The sequence below is a fragment of the Kitasatospora gansuensis genome, from assembly GCF_014203705.1.
Lineage (GTDB): Bacteria > Actinomycetota > Actinomycetes > Streptomycetales > Streptomycetaceae > Kitasatospora > Kitasatospora gansuensis.
On sequence record NZ_JACHJR010000001.1, the window covers coordinates 5,695,347 to 5,713,542 of the forward strand.

Below are 18,196 nucleotides of genomic sequence, written 5' to 3' on the forward strand. Positions count from 1 at the left end.
CGCCGAACCCGTCCGAACAATCGCCTGACAGGAATCCTCGTGGCCACCACCCGCGTCACCGCCTACCGCACTGCCGCCGCCCAGGAGTACGCAGCCCTGGGCGCTGCCGGGGCCGTCGACCTGAACAACTGGCAAGCCGGCATCCGCGCCCTCGAACTCGCCCTGGAGGCCATGCGCGCGACGGGCGCGGCGTGGAGGGCCCTGTCCCCGGCCGAGCGCAGCGAACTGGGCCGGGAAGACTGGCTCGCCGGACAGGAACGCCAGCGGTGCGAGGCGAGTGCCCGCGCACGCCTCGCGGACCGCCAGGCGCACATCCAGGCGGCCCGCAACGCGCATGCCGCCGCCGCTGTCCGTGCGAGCACCTGCCCCGCCTGCTTCATGGTCAAGGCCCCGGTCTGCGGCTGCTGACCGCCCCTCGCACCCGGGGGCGGTAGCGCGGGTGCTCGTGGAAGTGCCACAACTTCCCTTTCTTCCATGGGGATTGAATCACCGGGGAGTGGACACCCACTCGCTTGAGAGTATAGAATCTAGATATAGGGATCAGGGAAACCGGCAGTAGGGAAGATCATGACCATCACCACCGACACCGCCCAGGCCGCGTCGAGCCTCCACACCCACCTGCTCGACGGCACCCTCACGGCCTGGATCGGCCAGCACTACGACCTCGCCGCCGACGAGGCCGCAATCGCCGCCGAAGCCGCGAGCGCCGCCCTCCGCGACACCTGGAGCCAGACCGCCGGCGGCCAGTCCTTCACTCCCTGGCTCGCTGACGTGAGCCCCGCTCTGCTCCTCCTGCTCGCCGACGGCGCAGCCCGGACCATCGTCAACCCGTGGGCGGGCGCCAATCAGCTGCGCACCGCCCGCCTCAGCCTCGGCCTCCTTGCCACCGACCCCCGCCTCGACGCCCGCTGACCGCCCCGGGCGGCCCCTCGGCGGGCCGCCCACCTGGGAGAACCATGACCACCGCCACCGCCACCGCCACCGCCACCGCTCCGGCCGCCCTTCGGGCGCTCCTCGGCGCCCCCGACCTCACCCCCCTCGCCGCCCGCCTCGCCCGCTCGCACGACCTCGCCGCCATGCCTGCCGCCTACGCCGCCGCGGTCGCCGAATGCGCCACCCATGCCGCATGGGAGGGCGTCGGCGGATCGGTCCCGTACGCCCAGTGGCTCGCGGCGGTGCCCGAGTCGGTGATCGCCGCCGCCGTCGACCTCGCCGTCGCCGCCGCCCGCGACGGGCACGAGGCGGCACTGCTCCACCTCGCCTGCGCCGGGGCCGTCCTCGACGCCATCGCCACGCAGCTCGGCCACTGAGGGCCCGGCCCTCGCGCGGGCACGCGGATGCAGCCAACTCGACTTCATGCAAGCCGAGTTGATGAGATCGGAGTTGGACACCAACTCTGAGAGAGTATAGAATCTAGAATGTAAGGCAGGGGGAGACGCCCCCGCTTGAGAAGGGAAAGCCCATGTACACCGGCCTCGCCACCATCGTCGCCGCCCGCATCCACAACCCGGGCATCCAGGCCCGCGCCGTCCTCAACTCCGTCTTCGTCGACGTCACCCCGGAGGACGACCGCACGGTGAAGATCGCGTTCGGCGACAGCTTCGAGCAGGGCCGCGTCCGCGTCGACCTCACCCTTCTCGATGCCCGGAAGGCCCGCCTGGACATGGTGACCGGGATCTTCCCGGCCGACCAGGCCGCAGGCGGCGCCTACGGGGCCCTCTTCGACGTGATCGACGCCTGGTACCCGCCGGTCTCCTGAATCGCCCCAGCCCGGGGGTCGCGCCGCGCGGCCCCCGGGCGGCCGGTCCCGCGTCGGGGGTGGGGCCGCCGACCGTCGGCGGAGTCCCCCGCCTCGGCCCGGCGCGCTCCCGCGCATCCCAGGCGGGGTGCCCATGGCCCTCGGGCAACTCGGGCGTCCCATACGGAAGTTGCTGCTCTCCGAGTGGATACGCCATCTCAATGAGTATAGAATCTAAGTAGGAGGTGGGGGAGACACCCCCACTCAAGAAGGGAAACCCCGTGTACGCCCAGCTCGCCGAGAACACCGCGACGTTCATCCACAACCCGGGCGTCCAGGCCCGCGCCGTCCTCAACTCCGTGTTCGTGGACGTCACCCCGGACGACGACCGCACCGTCAAGATCGCTTTCACCCCCAGCGGCCAGCCGGGCGAGGTCCGCATGGATCTCACCCTCCTGGACGCCCGCAAGGCCCACCTCGACACCGTGACCGGGACCTTCCTGGCCGGCGGCCACATCCCGGGCAGCGCCCACAAGGCCCTCTACGAGGCCATCGAGGTCTGGTACCCGCCGGTCTCCTGAACCCGCCCAGCCCGGGGGCCGCACAGCGCGGCCCCCGGGCTGAGCGGCCCGACACCACCATCACCAGGCAGGAAGACCGACATGCCCACCACCGCAGTGCCCGCAGGCCGACGAGTCCGGATCACCGCAGGAGAACACGAAGGCCGACTCGGGACGGTGCTCGGCGGGCCGGAAGGCAGCTGCACCGTACGGGTCGACGACGACCCTGCGGGCAAGCCGCTGCCCTACCAGGCGCACGAGTTCACCGCAGCCGAGCCCAATGCCCTGCTCGTCGGGCCGAATGGAACCGCCCGGCCGGTGAACCTCCCGGTCGGCCGCCCGCAGCGCCAGGCCGCAGCCTCCCAGACCCTCGAAGGTGAAGTCGAGTACGTCGGCCTGGCCGCATGCGTCCACGGAGTGTCGGTCCTCAGCCTCGCGGTCCTCCGGCATGGTGCCGACCGCCCGGTCAACGACTACGCCTCGCTCCTCGCCGAGGTCCTGCCGGGCGGCCCCGCCCTCGACCTCCGGGGACCGGTCCTGTTCTTCGGCGCGGCCGACGACGACGGGTGGCCCACCGACCTGGACGCCGGGCGCCGCCAGATCATCGAGAGGTTCGTCGGGGTGCTGCGTACTGAGTTCTCCGACCCCCTTCGGCCGTGAAGATCCGCATCGACCTGCACGTCAGCCTGCACGCGGGCCTGTGGTCGGAGGCAGCTGGCCTGGACCCGGCGGACGCGGCCCGCGATGCCTGCTGGTACCTGAGCGACGCGGCCTGCAGCATCCCGCACCTCGGCGAGGACGGCTGTCCGGCAGACCTGTACGCCCTGCCTGGCTGGACCGAGGAACAGGACCTGCTCGGCACGGTCGACATCGGCACACGCTGGAACGTCGAGTGCCCGGCGGCCGACTGGATCACCTGGCGCGCGAACCCCGCCTTCCACACCGGCCTGCACGCCGTCCCTCCGGGGAAGGCCCGCCAGGACCTCGCCCGGACTGTGATCGACGGACTCGCCGGCATGGCCCTGATCGCGGACTCCGGGGCCGTCGTCACGGTCACCCGCCCGTGGCGAGAGGTCCACGATCACCGCCGGCGGGCGCGGCCCGAGCTGTACCGCAGGGGCCACGAGCGCGTCGTGCGGCAGCCCATCTGACCGGAAAGGGGTCGAAGCCGTGCTCGTCGCCCAGCACGACATCACCTGCGCCCGCTGCGAGTTCACCGTCGAACCCGGCGACTTCGTCGACTGGGTCTTCGGCGAACTGTGCTGCGAGGACTGCGTCTACGCCCACGAGGCGCTGATCACCCTGACCTGAACATCCCCGAACGACAAGAGAGTTGAACGACATGATCAAGACCTTCGCCTTCGCGGTCGACCCGGACGGCACTCAGGACGAACTCAGCGGCCACGTCGGCCGCCCGGTGGTCGTCCACACGTCGGCCGAACAGTCCGTGCTGAAGTCGAACCTGGGACCCGGCTACTCCTCGCTGCCGATCGGCCCGTACATCCTGCACCACGCCAACGGGCCGTTCGAGGAGGAGAGCAACCGCTACGCCCAGCAGCTGTGGACGGGCCTCGCCGGCGGCGGACGGGCCCCGCTGTTCCGGGGCTCGGTGTTCGTCACCGGCCGACGCCGGGCTGACGGCACCTACCAGGACCTCACCCGGCACGAGATCACCCGGTTGTCCGTCCTCGCCGACTCCACCCGGTGGGTGCACCCGGGCGGCCCGGTCGTCTCCGCGGCGCAGTCGCGGGGCCTGCGCAACGAGCAGTGCGACGCCTTCGCCGTCCACCGGAACCGGGCCAGCGGAGTTTGGGCGTTCGTGGTCTGCGATGGCATCGGGGACGACGAGGAGGTTGCCGAGTTCGTCCAGCACTTCGCGCCGTTCCTGGCCCGCTCCGCGGCGGCCACCGGCACGCCCGGCCACGCGATCAGGCTCGGGCGGGACGCGGTGCCGGGCTGGATGGAGAGCACCGGCAGCTGGGTGGCGGGCACGACGGCGGTCGTCGTGACCTGGCACCCCACGTGGACGGGCCTGCGCGTCGGCTGGGCGGGCGACTCCCGGGCCTACGCGATCAGCCCGACCGGCCTGGGCGAGCTGCTGACCACCGACCACAACCTGGCCCAGAGGAAGAGGTCCCGGAACCAGCCCGTGGGCCCCCACGACCACCACAACCTGCTGTCGGACCTCGGCTACGGGGAGATCGGCGAGCTGACGGTCAGCCGGGACCGCGTGGACCGTCTCCTGCTGTGCAGCGACGGTGCCTACCAGCCGATGGAGGAAACCGGCGGGCGGCTGGCCGGAGGGTTCGGTGCCTACCCGGCGACGGTCCTCGACCAGTACCCGGCGAAGTCCGCCGCGGGGGTGCTGGTCAGCGACGCGGTCGAGCGGGCTCGGACGATCAGCCGGCGGGGCCCGGGAGACGAGCACGCCGACAACGCGACCGCCCTCGTTGTTGCCCTTCCGAAGCTCTGACCTGCGAAAACGCTCGACGTCCACCGGTTGAGAACTTCCCGGCGAAGTGGACCCCCAATCTCAATGAGTATAGAATCTAAATCAAGAGGGAAGGGGGGAGGCCCCAACCCGAAGAGGGAGGAACCACCGTGAACGCCCTGACCGCCGCTGCCGCCGCCGAAGCCCGCCACTACGCCAGCGTCGCCCGGTCCCGAGCGGCCCGCGCCGAGCAGGACATCCACCGACTCACCCTCTCCGCCGCCGCCCTCGCCCTCGACTCCGTCGCCCGGCTCATGTCCCGGCCCGACCGGGAGGCCGCAGTCCTCGACGCTCTCGACATCGCCGAGAACTACGCCACCAGCACCGACGCCGGACCCGGCGCACTGCCCCGGGGCTTCTCCCTCGCAGTCCTCGACTACCTCACCGCCTGACCCGCCCCGCCGGCGGCTCGGCCACCCGGCCGAGCCGCCCGCCCCACCCGGAGGAACATCCCATGACCGTCGCCGCCCTCGGCTCCCTCAACTTCTCGATCATCGAGATGCGCTGCCCCGAGAGCCACATCGACGCCGTCATCAACACCCTCAACGACACCGACCCCACCCCCGCCGTCATCAACAACGCCTTCAACATGGTCGCCACCGCCAGCACCGTCGCCTGGGTGATGCGCCACGCCGACAGCCAGGCCCTCACCTACCACCAGTTCCACGACCTGGTCCGCGCCCGCTACTTCGGCGACCTCTTCCGCCACGCCATCTCGATCGGCGCCGACTTCGACCAGATCGCCGACCTCGCCGAGCGAATCACCTCCGCGCTCGCCGAGGACCCGCAGCTCAACTCCTGACCCTCCCCGACCGCCCGGCCCGGCCGGACCGCGCCCACCCTGAAACGAGACCGCGATGCCCGACACCCGAACCGACCAGCCGGCTAGCCAACTCGACACCGGCGCAACCGACTTCGACCTCCAGGACCTGGCCGACGCCACCGCGAAGGCCCTCGGCCCTCAGTGGCGCGCCGAACGCCTCACCGAGGAGCTGGGCACGGCCCTCGGCCTCAACGAGGAACTTCCCGCGATCCGCCACAGCGACGGCTTCGCCGTCACCTTCGAGGGCCTGCCCCCCGACTACGTCACCGACATCGAACCGGTCGTCCTGGCCGCGAGCGTCCACGACGACCTGTCCGTCCCCAGCGCCCTCTTGGAACCCGCCCACGGCATCTCCCTCGCGGACTGCGCCGCGCAGACGGCGACTGCGGTGCGGGCCCTGCGCGCACAGCACCCGGCACGCCTGGAGCGAGGCGCCACCGACGGCGACCCGACCCTGTTCGGCACGAACACCTAGACCGCCCAGTCCACTTCACCGACACACCATCCCGACCCCGCACACCGACAGGAGCACACCATGAGCGTTGAGATCGGCCCCGACCTCTCCGTCTGCATCGCCGAGATCCGCGGCCCCAAGCACCACCTCCTCGACATCCTCAACATCATCAACTCCGCCGACTGCATCAGCGCGGGCATCATCGCCAACGGCTTCGCCATGGTCGAGCACGCCATCTCCGTGGGCTGGGGGATCCGGCCTGACGGCTTCCACGCGCTGACGTTCAAGCAGTTCCACGAGCTCGTCCGCCACCGCTACTACACCGACCTGTACTGGCACGCCATCGAGATCAAGGCCGACTACGACCGGATCGGCGGGGTCGTCACGGACATCACGGTCGCACTCCTCAACGACCCGCAGCTCAACTCCTGAAACCTCACTCCTCCCAGCCCGGCCGCTCCGGCGGCCGGGCCCCCTTCCGAAGGAACACGCCCCGTCATGACCCACACCCCGAGCCCCGACCCGTCCGCCCCGCTCCGCGACCAGCTCGCCTACGTGCCCGAGCACCACCTGCCCGCCGTCGTCTCCCAGGTCGTCGGCCACAGCCTGCCCCCTGCCGAGGTCCAGGCCGCCGGCGCCCTGGTCGATCACGCCATCACCGTCGCCTGGGCCAACCGCCTCCCCGGCCACTACCGCCTCGACCTCGGCCAGTACCGGCACCTCATCCGCCACTTCCACTACGCCGAGCTGTTCCACGCGGCCATCCACCAGCACGGCGACCTGCGCAACGTCGCCGCCCTGGCGGCCCTCGCCTCGACCTGCGTCCTCAATAGCAGCGACCTGCACCACTGAGCATCGGACCGGAGACGCCCATGAACACCCCAGCGCCGAACGTGCCCCAAGCGGTGGTCAGCACCCTGGCCTCGGTCACCAACATCGCCGCAGCCAGCTCGATCCTGTGCGGAACGCCGGGGCGGGTCGACCTCGTCATCGACCGGAACTCCCTGACGGGTGGCACCCATGTCCTCGGCTATGCCGACGGTCGGCTCCTCGCCCGGGAGCGTGTTCCGTTCAACCCCGACGAACTCCGCCTTCACCTCCATGCCCTGGACTCCGGGCCGGTCAGCGCCGAACGGAGCCACACGTGGTTCAAGGCCGTCGAGGAGGCCGCCGCCGACGCGCCGGCGCCCGTCGCCGAGACGCTCACCGACAGGGCCCGCGCCTACCACCGCCCCCACCGGTGCGAGCACTGCGAAGCCCTGGATCCTCTGCGGGAAGCCCCACGGTGGGCGGTCATCCTCGACAAGGACTGGGAGATCACGGGCATCACCGCAGGGGACCTGACGGAGGGCGCGAAGCGAGCCGTCCTCGACTCCGGCGGCTTCGCGTTCGTGATCAACGCCTACTCCATCCCCTCGGCCTACGACCGGGCCCTCTCCGTGCTCGACGCCCACCTGGACGGCGACCGGGACCTTAGCGACAACGAGCTGGTGCTGTCCCTGACGGCCCCCCGCAGGGAGGGCCGGTGAGCACGCCCCTGCCCGCCGCGCTGCGTGCCGTGAGCGTCCGCCTCGGCCTCCAGCCGCACATCGAGCGGACCGCCCACGAGACAGTGGACGCCGCAATCGCCGGTGCCTACGGGCACCGCCCGCGCGAGTACCGGGGGCTGACCCCCGGGCAGCACCGCGAACGCCTCACCACCACGGCGGGCCCGGCCTTCTTCGCCTACACCGCACTCCACCTGAGCGGGGAGTACGGACGGGCCGCCGCCCACCTGCTGCACACCCTCGACGCCCAGGCGGGCGGAGATGCCGCCCAGCCCGACCGCTCCCCGGAGCCGGCACGCCACCAGTACCGCGTCGGGGCGCCGCGCCGACCCCATGGCGGCGTCTTCCAGAACGGCCCCGGGCTGGCGGACACCCTGATCGGCCTCCAAGCGGAGATCACCGCCGCCGCCGAGTACCTGAACAGCCTGGAGCACGAGGGCGCCGACACCGCCACGCTCGCCATCGCCGCCCGCCTCACCGGCGCAGGCACCATCAGCAGCCGGTTCGCCACGGCCATCGCCCGCCACCTCGTCGAGACCGAGGCGCAGCGCCTGACCGAGGCACCGCCCTCCGGCTGACCCCTCCCTCTCCTGCCATCCCTGCGGCCCGGCCGGTCGCCCCCCGTGACCGGCCGGGCTTCTTCATGCCCAAAATCCGAGGACAAACCGTCATGAAGCGGACCCAGCAGCTCAACCTCTTCGCCCCGGCCGTCGTGGAGGACGACGAGGACGAATACGACTTCTTCCAGCCGAGGGACGAGCCCCGCCCGCGCCCGATGCGGACGCCGCCGGCGGCCCCCGCAGTCGCGAGCACGCCCAAGCCCGTCACGAAGCCCGCCCCCAAGCGGGCGACCCGCCGGTTCCCCGTACCCCGAGGCACCAGCCCGCACGACGCGGCCCGCCGCATGGCCGAGGCCGTTGCCGACGCCTGGCACCGCCACCACGGCGGCAGCCGGATGGAGATACCCGTCGGCGCGGTCGCGGCCCTGGCGCTGTGGCCGATCAAGGGCGAGGACGCGCACCTGCAGACCGACTGGATACTCGGCCTGGACGCCAAGGACCTCCTCCAGCTGATGCGCGAGAGCTGGTCCTACTGGTGGCTGCGCCGTCCCGACCTGGTGAACCGGGCCCTGCCGATCTACACCTGGATGGAGGAGTCGCTGAGCGACCACGAGTTGGCTTGCGTCAAGGCGGTCGCCCACGCCGCGATCACCAACAGTCTGCTGGAGCTCACTGGCTCCATGGACCCCTACGACCTCGCCGAGTGCGACCTGATGTCCTGGATGATCACCGGACTGCGCAGCCACGGCGCCCGCGAAGGGCTGGGGGAGTACCACACCCCGCCCGAGGTCTGTGAGCTGATGGCGCGGATGCAGCTCGGGGACTGCTCCCAGATCGAGCCCGGGTTCAGCATCTGCGACCCGTCCGCCGGCACCGGAGGGCTGGTGCGCGCCGCCGCCCAGCTGATGCGGGAGCACCGGATCGACCCCCGGACGTGCCGCTGGCACCTGTGTGACATCGACCCGATCGCCGCCGCCGGGGCCGCGACGAACATGATCCTTTGGGATCTGGGCCCGCGGACCACGGTCTGGTGTGGGGACACGCTCGCGCAGGCGGACACCGAGCGGCTGGCGCTGGAGGAGAAGGCCGCGATCTTCAAGCACCGGGACGGTGTGGTGCGCGACATGACCATGCTGGCGGCGATCGGCGGGGCCGAGCGGATGGTGGCCGGTGCGGTGGCGGCGCAGGCCGCCTGACCTGGGAAGGCGAGTGGACACCCAGCCCAAAGAGAGTATAGAATCTAAACATAAGCCAAGGGGAACGGGTCGAAGTCGAACCTGCCCCTTTCTGGCCTCAATGAGTATTGAATCTAATCCAAGTGGGGGTGGGTCGGCGATGGGCCGACCCACCCCGGAGGAGCCAGCCGTGATCATCACCGCCACCACCCTCGCCATCGCCTTCGACGACCTCGCCAAGATGCTCGACGGCTACTGCCCCGCCCCGCAGCCCGGCGACGACCTGACCGTCCAACGCCTCACCAACCCCGCAGGCCGCACCATCAGCGCCCGGACCCGCACCGAGGGAACGACCCTCCAGCTCTGGATCACCGCCCCCCGCACCCCGGCCGCGGCACCGAGCCCCGACCGGCCGCGCCCGCTCCGCCCCGGCCGCAACTACCACACGGTCCTGAACCTCGTCGGCCTCGACGGCGACCCCGCCCAGACCATCCACGGCGTCCTCACCGACAACCTTCTGCCCGTCTTCGACGCCAAGCCCTACTACGTCGGCCACCGTCCCTGGGACGCCGCCGCAGCTGCCACCCGCCGCCCCAACTGGGAGACGACCGACGACACCGACGACGAGCCGGGCCAGAACGACGCCGCCGCCGACCTCATCGAGGTCGAGGCCGAGGCCGGCACCGACGCCGCACAGCCGACCCAGGCGGCACCGTCAGAGCCGACCGGCCCCGCCGAGACCAACACCGACCCGGTCCAGCCGTCCGTCGCCGAGATCACCCAGCCCGCCCGCACGCCGGAGCCGACCCCGGCCCCGGCCCCGGCCGTGAAGAAGACCACCCCCGCGAGGAAGGCCGCCCCCGCCAAGAAGGCCACGCCGACGAAGACGGCCTCCGCGAAGAAGCCTCCGGCCGCCAAGAAGGCCACCCCCGCCAAGAAGGCCACCCCTGCGAAGAAGGCCGCCCCCGCCAAGAAGGCCACCGCCGCGAAGCCGAACCCGGCGCCCGCCAAGAAGGCCCCGGCCGTGAAGAAGCCCGGCCCGGCCCGGCCGTCGACCCGCGCCACCAAGACAGACACCCCCACCGCCGGCACCCGCCCCCGCAAGTCCACCGCCAAGACCACCAGCCCGAGCTGACCGCCAGCCAACCCGCCGAAGGAGCCGACCGTGGCCCGCCTGCTGGCCGACGCCAACCCCGACTACCGCCGCAAGTGCCGCTCCGCCCAACGCGGCTGCACCTGCTACCGCTACGCCGGCACCAGCACCGCCACGAAGAAGCTCCGACGCCGAGCACAGCGACACACCGAGGCCCGGCAAGTCGCCCGCGACACAAAGCACTTGGCCGCCACCTCGCACAACCGCCGAACCTTCACCCCCTGAACCACCAGGCCCTCCCGCAACCCCGGGGGCGCACCCCGCGCCCCCGGCACCCGGACTACCAGAAGGGATATCCCGTGCACGACACCACCGTGGGCCAGCTCACCAGCCTCGCCCTCCACCGCCGCAAGGTCACCACCAGCAACGGCGGCAACGCACCCTGGCTCACCATCACCTTGCCCGGCGGCACTGAGATCTGGATTTCCGACGACCACGCCGACATCACCATCACCCCCGACAAGCTCACCGGCCTCACCGCGATCCACCACTTCGGCGACCCCTACACCAACCCCGACCACTCGGTCACCATCCACAGCCGCCGACTCGGCGACACCACCCCGGCCGACGCCATCGAAGCCCTTGCCCACGACGTGGCCACCTACATCACCCACTGGAGCGTCACCCCAGCCGCCCGCCACCCCGAACGCCCGATCGACGAGTACGGCGTCATGGACCTCCCCAGCCGCTGGCTGCGCCCCGGTGACGTCATCGTGCACACCGCCACCGGCCACGCATCCGTCATCACCAACATCCGCCACCTCGGGCGCAGCGAGTACCGCCGCACCGCCCGGACCATCACCCCGCCCACCGGCGGCAGCATGACGGCCCTCCCCGACACCTGGTGGCAGTTCCCCACCACCCTGCGCCCCACCGGCAACACCCCCGTCACCGTCTACGCGCACCGCCACCTCGACCCCAACAGCCTCCCGCCGATCCCGTACCCGCCCGTGCCAGCGCACCTCGCCGACGGCGACCACATCGTCCACGACGGCGTGATCTGGGAGCGCACCGACGGCTTCTGGTTCAGCCAGCACCACAGCTCCCGCCCCGCCCCGCCCGTCAGCGACGAGGCCGTCCGGCGCTGGTTCACCGACGACGGGTACCTCCGCAAGGGCATACCGGTCCACCAGCCCGCCCACCCGGCGGCCACCGCCCGGGCGGTGACCGCGTGAGCGACATCGACCGCCTCCTCCGAGACGGCACGCCGATGGCAGGCCACGCCCTCTACCAGGCGCTCCACGCCAACGCCATCCCCGCCGAACTCCTGGACACCGCCGGAAGCTACTGGGTCCTGGTCCTCTACCTCGACACCGGCGAGGTCTGGATCAGCGACACCGAATCGCACACCACCAAGCCCATCGCCGACCACCCGGGCTGGATCGCGAACTTCTACCAAGAGGACGACGAGGAGCGCGAACACCCCATCCCGATCTACGAGCCCTCCGGTCTCCCGTACGCCGCCGACACCGAAGCCTGCGTCCGAGCCGTCCGTGACTGGCTCGCCGACCACCCCAAGGACTGACCTGATGCCGCTCAACCTGACCACCCGCCGCAACGCCGAGTCCGCAACTACGGCCGTGGACCGCCTCGATGACCTCGAACTCCACTCGCCCCGGCCCTACCCCGGCTCCGACGTTCTCTGGGAGGAGCTGGCCTGCGGCCGGACCGGATGCGACTGGACCGGAGCCCTCTTCTACTCCCACCTCCGGGCCAGCCGCGGCCACAACCGCCGGCACGTCGGCTGCACCGGAACCCCCGGCACCTACCGCGTCCACCGCCCCGACTCCGAGATCACCCACAGGCTCGCCGAAGCCTTCCCCGGCATCGACTTCACGCTCAGCACCGGCCCCGACGGCCGGACCATCACCTGGACCGGCGGCCCCGAACCCCTCCACGTCACCGCCCGGCTCGGAACCCACCAGGGCACCTGCAACCGCCTCCCGTAGCTGGCACCCCACCCGGCCGGGCGGCGCTGGCCGCCCGGCCCCAACCCCTGGACTCCTCCCGTGGAGATCGACCTCACCGACCTGCCCCTCGACCTTGTCCCCGTGATCATCGCCCGCACCCGCCGCGAACTCGAACAGGCCGCCCCCTCCCTCCCCGGAGCCCACGCCCGAGACGCCACCCGCATCACCCACCGCCCGTTCGGCAACGGCTGGGCCTACGTCCGCTGGACCAACCTCCACCACAGCGGCACCACCATCCACAACGCCCGCCACATCCTCACCAGCGACCCCGAACACCGCTGGTGGTCCATCCCCGTCCACCCCCGCTCCCCGTACTACCTCTTCAACCCCGCCAACGGGCACCCCGTCGACGGCTCCGCCCGCCCCTACCCCCACCCCGTCACCCCCGACGACACCGACCCCCTCGGCCTGTGCCCCCACTGCGGATCACGCGCCCGCTACCCCGTCCGCTGCACCCCCGACGACCGCGACCGCCACGACGAACACCACCGCCACCCCGCCGGCCGCCCCTGGAAGTACACCCCCTGCCCCGAGAACTGCCAGCCCATCACCGACACCCGCCGCCTCTTCACCCCGGAGCGCCAACCGTGACCAGCCACACCTACACCGGCCCCACCGACTACTGCACCGACGACGGCTGGTTCCCCGGACCCCACGTCACCGACGCCCCGATCCTCACCGTCACCCCCATCACCTTCGAGGCCCCCACCCAGCCCGCCGTCCGCCTCACCATCGCCAACCCCCGCCCGACCGGCCCCCGCGAGCTGACCACCGCCCAGTGGGGAACCCCCACCACCTGGCAGCCCCACCGCCACCCCGACCACGACCGCGCCACCGACATCGTGACCGCCCTCACCACCGCCGGCATCCCCGCCCACCTCCACCACACCCCGGACGGCCAACCCGGCGCGCTGCTCCACATCCGCTACCGGCGCGACCGGTACGCGCAACTCGTCATCACCGCCACCACCACCCTCACCTGGACAGTCCACCGCCCGACCAACACCCGACCCACCGCCCACCCCTGGCTCGACACCCAGCCCGCCGACGTACCCGCCCGCGTCCGGCAACTGTGCCTCCTCCTCAACGCCCGAATACTCCGAACGAGCCCCACCGATGCTGTACCTCGCCAACCCCTCCACCCCTGAGATCCGCCACGCCATGACCGTCGGCGACCTCGGCTGCATCACCACCCCGCTCCAGGGCAACACGATCCCGCCCGGCGCGTGGTGGGCCGCCGACAACGGACGCTTCGGCAAGGGCTGGCCCGGCCCCGAACGGTGGTGGACCTGGCTCACCCGCCAGGTCCACCACTACGGCCCCCAGAACTGCCTGTTCGCCGTCGCCCCCGACCGCCCGTTCGACGCCGCCGGAACCTTCACCGACTCCACCCCCTGGCTCCCGCGCATCCGATCCCTCGGCATCCCCGCCGCCTACGCCGCCCAAGACGGCTGCGACACCAACGACCTGCTCCCGTGGCCGGACTTCGACGTCCTCTTCCTCGCCGGCACCACCGAATGGAAGACCGGCCCCGTCGCCGAACGCCTCGCCCGCCAAGCCCACCAGCTCGGCAAGCCCGTCCACATGGGCCGCGTCAACTCCCGCAAGCGCCTCCGCCTCGCCGACTGGTTCGGCTGCGCCTCGGCGGACGGCACCTACCTCACCTACGGCCCCGACCAGAACCTGCCCCGCCTACTCGACTGGCTCAACGACCTCGACCACCAGCCCACCCTGCTCACCCCCGAGAGGACCCCATGATCACCGTCCGCAGCCGCCACCGCGGCACCGTCCGCATCACCCGCTACCCGGGCGTCACCCACTACAAGCTCGGCGGCCACCACGACACCACCACCTGCGCCGACTGCGGCACCACGACCCGCAGCGTCTTCCGCCTGTGGGAGCGAACCGACCGGCTCTGCCCGCCCTGCACCGGCCGACACCTCCACCAGAACGTCGGCACCTCCACCCCGACCCAGCCCGGCCGAACCCTCCAGCGCGGCGAACGCCTCCGCAGCCCCCACTGCTTCTGGACGGTCATCGCCGTCCGCCGCGTCGAACTCCCGATCTGCGGGCCCGGCAGCCAGTACACCGCCTACGTCCTCCGCTGCGACGACGGCCACTACCAGCTGTGGCGCGGCGCGCTCCTCGCCGCCGCCGACTTCCACCTCCTCCCGCCCACGCAGCAGCCCACCCCCGCCTGACCGACAAGGACCACCACGTGACCACCCTCGCCGACCTCCGCCAACTGATCGCCACCCGTACCGACCAGGAACCCGACCCGGACCGACCCGCCGCCGGATACCTCCTCTGGGACACCCTCATCGCCGCCGGCATCACCCCCTCCATCAACCGGAGCAGCGCAGGGCGCGCCATCCTGATCGACCTCCCCGACAGCACCTGCATCTGGATCACCGAACAGGCCGACGTCTCCCACCACCCCGACGACCACGAAGCCTGGACGGCCCTCCACTACTACGACACCGACGACCCCATAGGCCCCTACCACCTGATCTACGAGGGCCCCGGCGACCTCGGCCACACGGCCGACACCGCCGCCTGCGTCGGCGCGATCACGGCATGGATCACCGCGCACACCGCCGTCGGCGCCGTCGCCCGCCAGAACGCCTACGTCGCCCTGCCCAAGGGCGTCCCGCGCGAGGCCCGCCGAGCCGCCTGGATGATCGGCTACGCGAAGCCCGGCTTCAACGGCCGCCACCCCGCCACCCCGACCACCCGCCACACCCCCACCCACCTCGACCGGCACCTCGACACCCACACCGAACGCCGAGGCGCCTGCCTCGCCTGCACCTGGGAAGGCCCCATCCGACGCCACCAGAACCCGGCGATCGAAGACGCACTCGACCACACCCACCCCGGCTGGCGAGACCTCCCCACCCTCCCCCCGACCGCCGGCGGCAAGAACGCCACCCTGCTCCGCGCCCACCGCGACGCCACCTTCCCGTCCGGCTGGTTCGACACCGGCGGCCCCCTCAAGGTGTGGACCACCACCGCCAACGACTGGCACCAGCACGGCCAGGCCCCGGGCGGCGGCTACCTCATCAAGGTCCACCGCCCCACCCACGAACCGGCCCACCACGAACAGCAGACCATCCTCTGACCGACCCACCTGCAACGAACCTGACCACGGACTCGAACCGCCCCTCCACCGTCCTGGAGGAGGGGCGTACGTCCGGCCCGCCCCAGGCCACGGCCCCTCACCGAGACCTACGCCCCCAGAACTGCGCAGCCGTCCTGCGCCCGGGCGAGCCGTGCTGCTACCTTGATCGGCAGGACCCGGAAGGCGCCAACTACCTGGACGACGAGGGCTGAGGGCGCGGTCTGGTCGGCGGAGGCGTCGAGCTTCGGTTGGGGAGTCTCTTGTCGGCTGCTTCGAACCAACGCATCGCCGCAGGCCAGCACCGGCATCCTCGGAAGGGCCTGCGGGACCTCGGTTTTAGCGGACATTCAGCGGACGTGGCGTTGGTGAAAGGCCGTGAAAGCTAGTGAACGCCGACGAAGGGCAAGAGTCAGAAACGGCCTTTGACCTGGGGAAACGGGGAAGGGCAGAGTAAGGCAGTGAAGACCAGGTGAGTTCTTCGGAGGACTCATAATCCCTTGGTCGTGGGTTCGAGTCCCACCCGCCCCACCCATTCGGCTGTGCGGTAGTCCAGCCTTTACCTCGCCCTTACCTGCGAGAACTCTAGAGCACTTCCTCGCACATCCAAGGGCCCCGCAGAGAAGTTCACCCCGTTAGGGGACAGCGTTGCTGCGCGCGTGAACTGCGGGGCGGCATGCCCGCCATGAGGGACCGTCACCTGACAGGCACCCAGTGCACCTGACAGCGCCCGCGGGCGGCCCCGGAAGCTCCGGTGGCCGCCCGCGGGCGCGTGGGGTGTCCTACGGGCGCCAGGCCGGGGCCGTGACGATCGTCTTGAGCTGGTCGAGGTCGAGGGCCGGTGTGCCGGGGCGGAAGGTGTAGCCGTTCTCGCCGTTCCACAGGGTGGCGGTCACACTCCGGCCGTCCGGGTAGTACACGGCCGCCGTCCAGTGCAGGACGGGGGTGGTCGCGGTCTTGCCGTTGCCGAAGCTGTTGGTGACGACGGTGGAGCCGTCCGCCTGCAGTCCCCGTACCTCCAGGGGGCCGGGCGGGCTCGACTCGGCGTACTCCTTGTCCTCGATCCCCCGCTTCCCCGCCGGGCCGGTGATCACCACGAGCATGCTGGTGCGACCCTCGAAGGTCACGGTGAAGGGGGTGCCGCTCGTGCCCTCCGTTCCGGAGAGCACGGCCCCTTGTGGGAGCAACGGCAGCAGCGTCGGGCGCAGGTCCGGTGCCGCCGGTTCGGGGGCGGGCGGTGTCGGAGCGTTCTTCCTGCTGGGCAGCGCGTCGAAGATCTGCTGCCAGCCCGGGGCGGCCACCAGCGCGCGCAGCTGCTCGGTGTCGAGCGGTGGGTCCGTCCGGTTGGAGGCGCTGGCTTCCCCGTTGTGCTCGATGATCAGTACCCGACGGCCGTCCGGCGCGGCCCAGGTCGCCCGCCACTCCTTGTGGGTCGCCAGGTTGGTGTCGCGCAGCTTGTCGATCACCACCATGGAGCCGCTGGGGAGCGTCGTGCGCTCGCAGGAGTCCTGCGGCATCTGGAGCGGGTCCATGCAGACGGCGGCCACCGCCGGGACCAGCTCGGTGCGCTCGACGGTGTACGAGATGATGCTCGGGCCCTTGCCGTCGTCGAAGAGGAGCGCGCCGTCGGTGCGGTACGGGTCGCCGGTCGGCCCCGGCGTACCGGGTGTCTGGGCGTGCAGCACCTGCGACGACCCGGGTGGCAGCAGCCCGATGACCGCCTGCACCGCCTCTGTGGAGGTCAGTGGGCGCTTCGGCCGGTGCGCGGGATCGATCGTGCCCGTGCCGCGGCCGAACGCCGTGAGGCTCCCGGCCAGGGCCAGCACCGCCAGCCCGCCCGCCAGGCCGGCCCGCCGCCGGTTGCGCCGACGTCGGCCGATCCGCTCGGCCCGGGTGGCGAGGCTGTGCAGCGCCTGGTCCGGCGCCAGCGCGGCCGCGCCGTGCAGGGCCAGCGTGAAGCCGTCCGCGAAGCCGTCCGGGCGACCGCCCTCGAACTCGTCATCAACGGGCATGGCGAAGCACCGCCTTCTCCAGGCTGGGGACCGGCTTGGCCGGACCCGGACGGACGGCGCCGAGGTCGGCGCCGAGGGTGTCACGCATCCGGGCCAGCGCCCGGCTGCTCCGGGACCGCACCGCCGTACTGCTCAGGCGCAGCGCGGCCGCCGTCTCCTCCACGCTGCGGTCCTCCCAGAACCGGAGCACGAGCACGGCCCGGTCCGGAGCCGACAGCTCTCCCAACGCTCGCAGCAGCGTCAGCCGCAGCGCGGGATCCGGGTCGTCGACGGCGACGTCGGGCACCGCGCCGGTGGCTCGCTCGCCGCTGCTGCGCTTGCGCCGGTGCGACAGGAAGGTGTTGACCAGCACGGTCTGGGCGTAGCCGCTCGGGTTGTCGAGCCGGGAGACCTTGCGCCACTTCACGAAGAGGCGGCTGAGCGCCTCCTGCACGAGGTCCTCGGCGAGATGCGCGTCACCACCCGTCAGCAGGAAGGCGGTGCGGAGCAAGTGCCGGCCCCGGGACGCCACGAAGGCCGGGAAGTCGGGCGGCGCCGGTTCGGCGGGTTGCTCCGGGCTCAGTACTTGGTCCATGCCCTTCTAACGCCGTTGACCCAC

General features: G+C 71.7%; 29 protein-coding genes. 27 read left to right on the forward strand and 2 right to left on the reverse strand.

Going from position 1 to position 18,196, the window contains the following annotated elements:
- Window positions 1-39 precede the first annotated feature (39 nt).
- The 27 genes from F4556_RS25575 (at window position 40) to F4556_RS38480 (ending at window position 15,589) form a co-directional block, all read left to right on the forward strand.
- Window positions 40-408 carry a hypothetical protein gene (locus tag F4556_RS25575; protein ID WP_184919964.1) on the forward strand — a complete coding sequence of 123 codons (369 nt, stop codon included), beginning with the start codon at window positions 40-42 and terminating at the stop codon, window positions 406-408.
- 159 nt (window positions 409-567) lie between these two features.
- On the forward strand, window positions 568-912 hold the full coding sequence (locus F4556_RS25580; RefSeq protein ID WP_184919966.1) for a hypothetical protein: 345 nt from the start codon (window positions 568-570) through the stop codon (window positions 910-912).
- Window positions 913-956: 44 nt separating this feature from the next.
- A complete protein-coding gene (locus F4556_RS25585) occupies window positions 957-1,310 on the forward strand; it encodes a hypothetical protein (RefSeq protein ID WP_184919968.1) in 354 nt (117 codons plus the stop codon).
- A 152-nt stretch (window positions 1,311-1,462) separates the two neighbouring features.
- Window positions 1,463-1,759, forward strand: coding sequence for a hypothetical protein (locus F4556_RS25590; protein ID WP_184919970.1), 297 nt, complete (start codon window positions 1,463-1,465; stop codon window positions 1,757-1,759).
- Window positions 1,760-2,019: 260 nt separating this feature from the next.
- Window positions 2,020-2,319 carry a hypothetical protein gene (locus F4556_RS25595; protein ID WP_184919972.1) on the forward strand — a complete coding sequence of 100 codons (300 nt, stop codon included), beginning with the start codon at window positions 2,020-2,022 and terminating at the stop codon, window positions 2,317-2,319.
- 81 nt (window positions 2,320-2,400) lie between these two features.
- Window positions 2,401-2,958: a hypothetical protein gene (locus tag F4556_RS25600; protein ID WP_184919974.1), complete on the forward strand. Its 558-nt coding sequence runs from the start codon at window positions 2,401-2,403 to the stop codon at window positions 2,956-2,958.
- Window positions 2,955-3,449, forward strand: a complete 495-nt coding sequence (locus F4556_RS25605; RefSeq protein ID WP_184919976.1) for a hypothetical protein — start codon at window positions 2,955-2,957, stop codon at window positions 3,447-3,449. Before F4556_RS25600 ends, F4556_RS25605 begins: the two co-directional genes overlap by 4 nt.
- Window positions 3,450-3,468: 19 nt before the next feature.
- Window positions 3,469-3,609 (forward strand): hypothetical protein, encoded by a 141-nt coding sequence (locus tag F4556_RS25610; RefSeq protein WP_184919978.1) that lies wholly within the window; start codon window positions 3,469-3,471, stop codon window positions 3,607-3,609.
- 31 nt (window positions 3,610-3,640) lie between these two features.
- Window positions 3,641-4,771 carry a PP2C family protein-serine/threonine phosphatase gene (locus F4556_RS25615; protein ID WP_184919980.1) on the forward strand — a complete coding sequence of 377 codons (1,131 nt, stop codon included), beginning with the start codon at window positions 3,641-3,643 and terminating at the stop codon, window positions 4,769-4,771.
- A 128-nt stretch (window positions 4,772-4,899) separates the two neighbouring features.
- A complete protein-coding gene (locus F4556_RS25620; RefSeq protein ID WP_184919982.1) occupies window positions 4,900-5,181 on the forward strand; it encodes a hypothetical protein in 282 nt (93 codons plus the stop codon).
- Between the two features lie 62 nt (window positions 5,182-5,243).
- On the forward strand, window positions 5,244-5,591 hold the full coding sequence (locus F4556_RS25625) for a hypothetical protein (protein ID WP_184919984.1): 348 nt from the start codon (window positions 5,244-5,246) through the stop codon (window positions 5,589-5,591).
- A 55-nt stretch (window positions 5,592-5,646) separates the two neighbouring features.
- The gene (locus F4556_RS25630) at window positions 5,647-6,087 is read left to right on the forward strand and encodes a hypothetical protein (RefSeq protein ID WP_184919986.1); all 441 of its coding nucleotides are present in this window, start codon (window positions 5,647-5,649) and stop codon (window positions 6,085-6,087) included.
- A 60-nt stretch (window positions 6,088-6,147) separates the two neighbouring features.
- Window positions 6,148-6,498 carry a hypothetical protein gene (locus F4556_RS25635; protein WP_184919988.1) on the forward strand — a complete coding sequence of 117 codons (351 nt, stop codon included), beginning with the start codon at window positions 6,148-6,150 and terminating at the stop codon, window positions 6,496-6,498.
- A gap of 66 nt (window positions 6,499-6,564) precedes the next feature.
- Complete coding sequence (locus F4556_RS25640; protein WP_184919990.1) at window positions 6,565-6,918, forward strand: hypothetical protein; 354 nt, start codon at window positions 6,565-6,567, stop codon at window positions 6,916-6,918.
- Window positions 6,919-6,938: 20 nt separating this feature from the next.
- Complete coding sequence (locus F4556_RS25645; RefSeq protein WP_184919992.1) at window positions 6,939-7,595, forward strand: hypothetical protein; 657 nt, start codon at window positions 6,939-6,941, stop codon at window positions 7,593-7,595.
- Window positions 7,592-8,191, forward strand: coding sequence for a hypothetical protein (locus F4556_RS25650; RefSeq protein WP_184919994.1), 600 nt, complete (start codon window positions 7,592-7,594; stop codon window positions 8,189-8,191). The genes F4556_RS25645 and F4556_RS25650 overlap by 4 nt, the downstream gene beginning before the upstream one ends.
- A gap of 92 nt (window positions 8,192-8,283) precedes the next feature.
- Window positions 8,284-9,369, forward strand: a complete 1,086-nt coding sequence (locus F4556_RS25655; RefSeq protein WP_184919995.1) for an N-6 DNA methylase — start codon at window positions 8,284-8,286, stop codon at window positions 9,367-9,369.
- A gap of 169 nt (window positions 9,370-9,538) precedes the next feature.
- A complete protein-coding gene (locus tag F4556_RS25660) occupies window positions 9,539-10,483 on the forward strand; it encodes a hypothetical protein (RefSeq protein WP_184919996.1) in 945 nt (314 codons plus the stop codon).
- Between the two features lie 30 nt (window positions 10,484-10,513).
- Window positions 10,514-10,726, forward strand: coding sequence for a hypothetical protein (locus tag F4556_RS25665; RefSeq protein WP_184919997.1), 213 nt, complete (start codon window positions 10,514-10,516; stop codon window positions 10,724-10,726).
- Window positions 10,727-10,800: 74 nt separating this feature from the next.
- The gene (locus F4556_RS25670) at window positions 10,801-11,676 is read left to right on the forward strand and encodes a hypothetical protein (protein WP_184919998.1); all 876 of its coding nucleotides are present in this window, start codon (window positions 10,801-10,803) and stop codon (window positions 11,674-11,676) included.
- Complete coding sequence (locus tag F4556_RS25675) at window positions 11,673-12,026, forward strand: hypothetical protein (protein WP_184919999.1); 354 nt, start codon at window positions 11,673-11,675, stop codon at window positions 12,024-12,026. The genes F4556_RS25670 and F4556_RS25675 overlap by 4 nt, the downstream gene beginning before the upstream one ends.
- Before the next feature lie 4 nt (window positions 12,027-12,030).
- Window positions 12,031-12,450 carry a hypothetical protein gene (locus F4556_RS25680; protein WP_184920000.1) on the forward strand — a complete coding sequence of 140 codons (420 nt, stop codon included), beginning with the start codon at window positions 12,031-12,033 and terminating at the stop codon, window positions 12,448-12,450.
- Window positions 12,451-12,510: 60 nt separating this feature from the next.
- Entirely contained in the window at window positions 12,511-13,062 is a 552-nt protein-coding gene (locus tag F4556_RS25685) for a hypothetical protein (protein WP_184920002.1), read from the forward strand.
- A complete protein-coding gene (locus F4556_RS39180) occupies window positions 13,059-13,619 on the forward strand; it encodes a hypothetical protein (protein WP_184920004.1) in 561 nt (186 codons plus the stop codon). The genes F4556_RS25685 and F4556_RS39180 overlap by 4 nt, the downstream gene beginning before the upstream one ends.
- Entirely contained in the window at window positions 13,588-14,229 is a 642-nt protein-coding gene (locus F4556_RS25695) for a hypothetical protein (protein WP_184920006.1), read from the forward strand. The genes F4556_RS39180 and F4556_RS25695 overlap by 32 nt, the downstream gene beginning before the upstream one ends.
- Entirely contained in the window at window positions 14,226-14,672 is a 447-nt protein-coding gene (locus tag F4556_RS25700; protein ID WP_184920008.1) for a hypothetical protein, read from the forward strand. The genes F4556_RS25695 and F4556_RS25700 overlap by 4 nt, the downstream gene beginning before the upstream one ends.
- Before the next feature lie 17 nt (window positions 14,673-14,689).
- Window positions 14,690-15,589, forward strand: a complete 900-nt coding sequence (locus tag F4556_RS38480; protein WP_184920010.1) for a DUF6349 family protein — start codon at window positions 14,690-14,692, stop codon at window positions 15,587-15,589.
- 779 nt (window positions 15,590-16,368) lie between these two features.
- Here F4556_RS38480 and F4556_RS25710 read toward each other — a convergent pair.
- On the reverse strand, window positions 16,369-17,598 hold the full coding sequence (locus tag F4556_RS25710) for a hypothetical protein (RefSeq protein ID WP_184920012.1): 1,230 nt from the start codon (window positions 17,596-17,598) through the stop codon (window positions 16,369-16,371).
- Window positions 17,588-18,172, reverse strand: coding sequence for a SigE family RNA polymerase sigma factor (locus tag F4556_RS25715; protein ID WP_184920014.1), 585 nt, complete (start codon window positions 18,170-18,172; stop codon window positions 17,588-17,590). The genes F4556_RS25710 and F4556_RS25715 overlap by 11 nt, the downstream gene beginning before the upstream one ends.
- Window positions 18,173-18,196 lie beyond the last annotated feature (24 nt).

Coding starts and splice junctions, on each gene's coding strand:
- F4556_RS25580 (WP_184919966.1), top strand. CDS start 568: ATGACCATCACCACCGACACCGCCCAGGCCGCGTCGAGCCTCCACACC.
- F4556_RS25585 (WP_184919968.1), top strand. CDS start 957: ATGACCACCGCCACCGCCACCGCCACCGCCACCGCTCCGGCCGCCCTT.
- F4556_RS25590 (WP_184919970.1), top strand. CDS start 1,463: ATGTACACCGGCCTCGCCACCATCGTCGCCGCCCGCATCCACAACCCG.
- F4556_RS25600 (WP_184919974.1), top strand. CDS start 2,401: ATGCCCACCACCGCAGTGCCCGCAGGCCGACGAGTCCGGATCACCGCA.
- F4556_RS25615 (WP_184919980.1), top strand. CDS start 3,641: ATGATCAAGACCTTCGCCTTCGCGGTCGACCCGGACGGCACTCAGGAC.
- F4556_RS25625 (WP_184919984.1), top strand. CDS start 5,244: ATGACCGTCGCCGCCCTCGGCTCCCTCAACTTCTCGATCATCGAGATG.
- F4556_RS25630 (WP_184919986.1), top strand. CDS start 5,647: ATGCCCGACACCCGAACCGACCAGCCGGCTAGCCAACTCGACACCGGC.
- F4556_RS25635 (WP_184919988.1), top strand. CDS start 6,148: ATGAGCGTTGAGATCGGCCCCGACCTCTCCGTCTGCATCGCCGAGATC.
- F4556_RS25640 (WP_184919990.1), top strand. CDS start 6,565: ATGACCCACACCCCGAGCCCCGACCCGTCCGCCCCGCTCCGCGACCAG.
- F4556_RS25645 (WP_184919992.1), top strand. CDS start 6,939: ATGAACACCCCAGCGCCGAACGTGCCCCAAGCGGTGGTCAGCACCCTG.
- F4556_RS25655 (WP_184919995.1), top strand. CDS start 8,284: ATGAAGCGGACCCAGCAGCTCAACCTCTTCGCCCCGGCCGTCGTGGAG.
- F4556_RS25680 (WP_184920000.1), top strand. CDS start 12,031: ATGCCGCTCAACCTGACCACCCGCCGCAACGCCGAGTCCGCAACTACG.
- F4556_RS25695 (WP_184920006.1), top strand. CDS start 13,588: ATGCTGTACCTCGCCAACCCCTCCACCCCTGAGATCCGCCACGCCATG.
- F4556_RS25700 (WP_184920008.1), top strand. CDS start 14,226: ATGATCACCGTCCGCAGCCGCCACCGCGGCACCGTCCGCATCACCCGC.
- F4556_RS25710 (WP_184920012.1), bottom strand. CDS start 17,598: ATGCCCGTTGATGACGAGTTCGAGGGCGGTCGCCCGGACGGCTTCGCG.
- F4556_RS25715 (WP_184920014.1), bottom strand. CDS start 18,172: ATGGACCAAGTACTGAGCCCGGAGCAACCCGCCGAACCGGCGCCGCCC.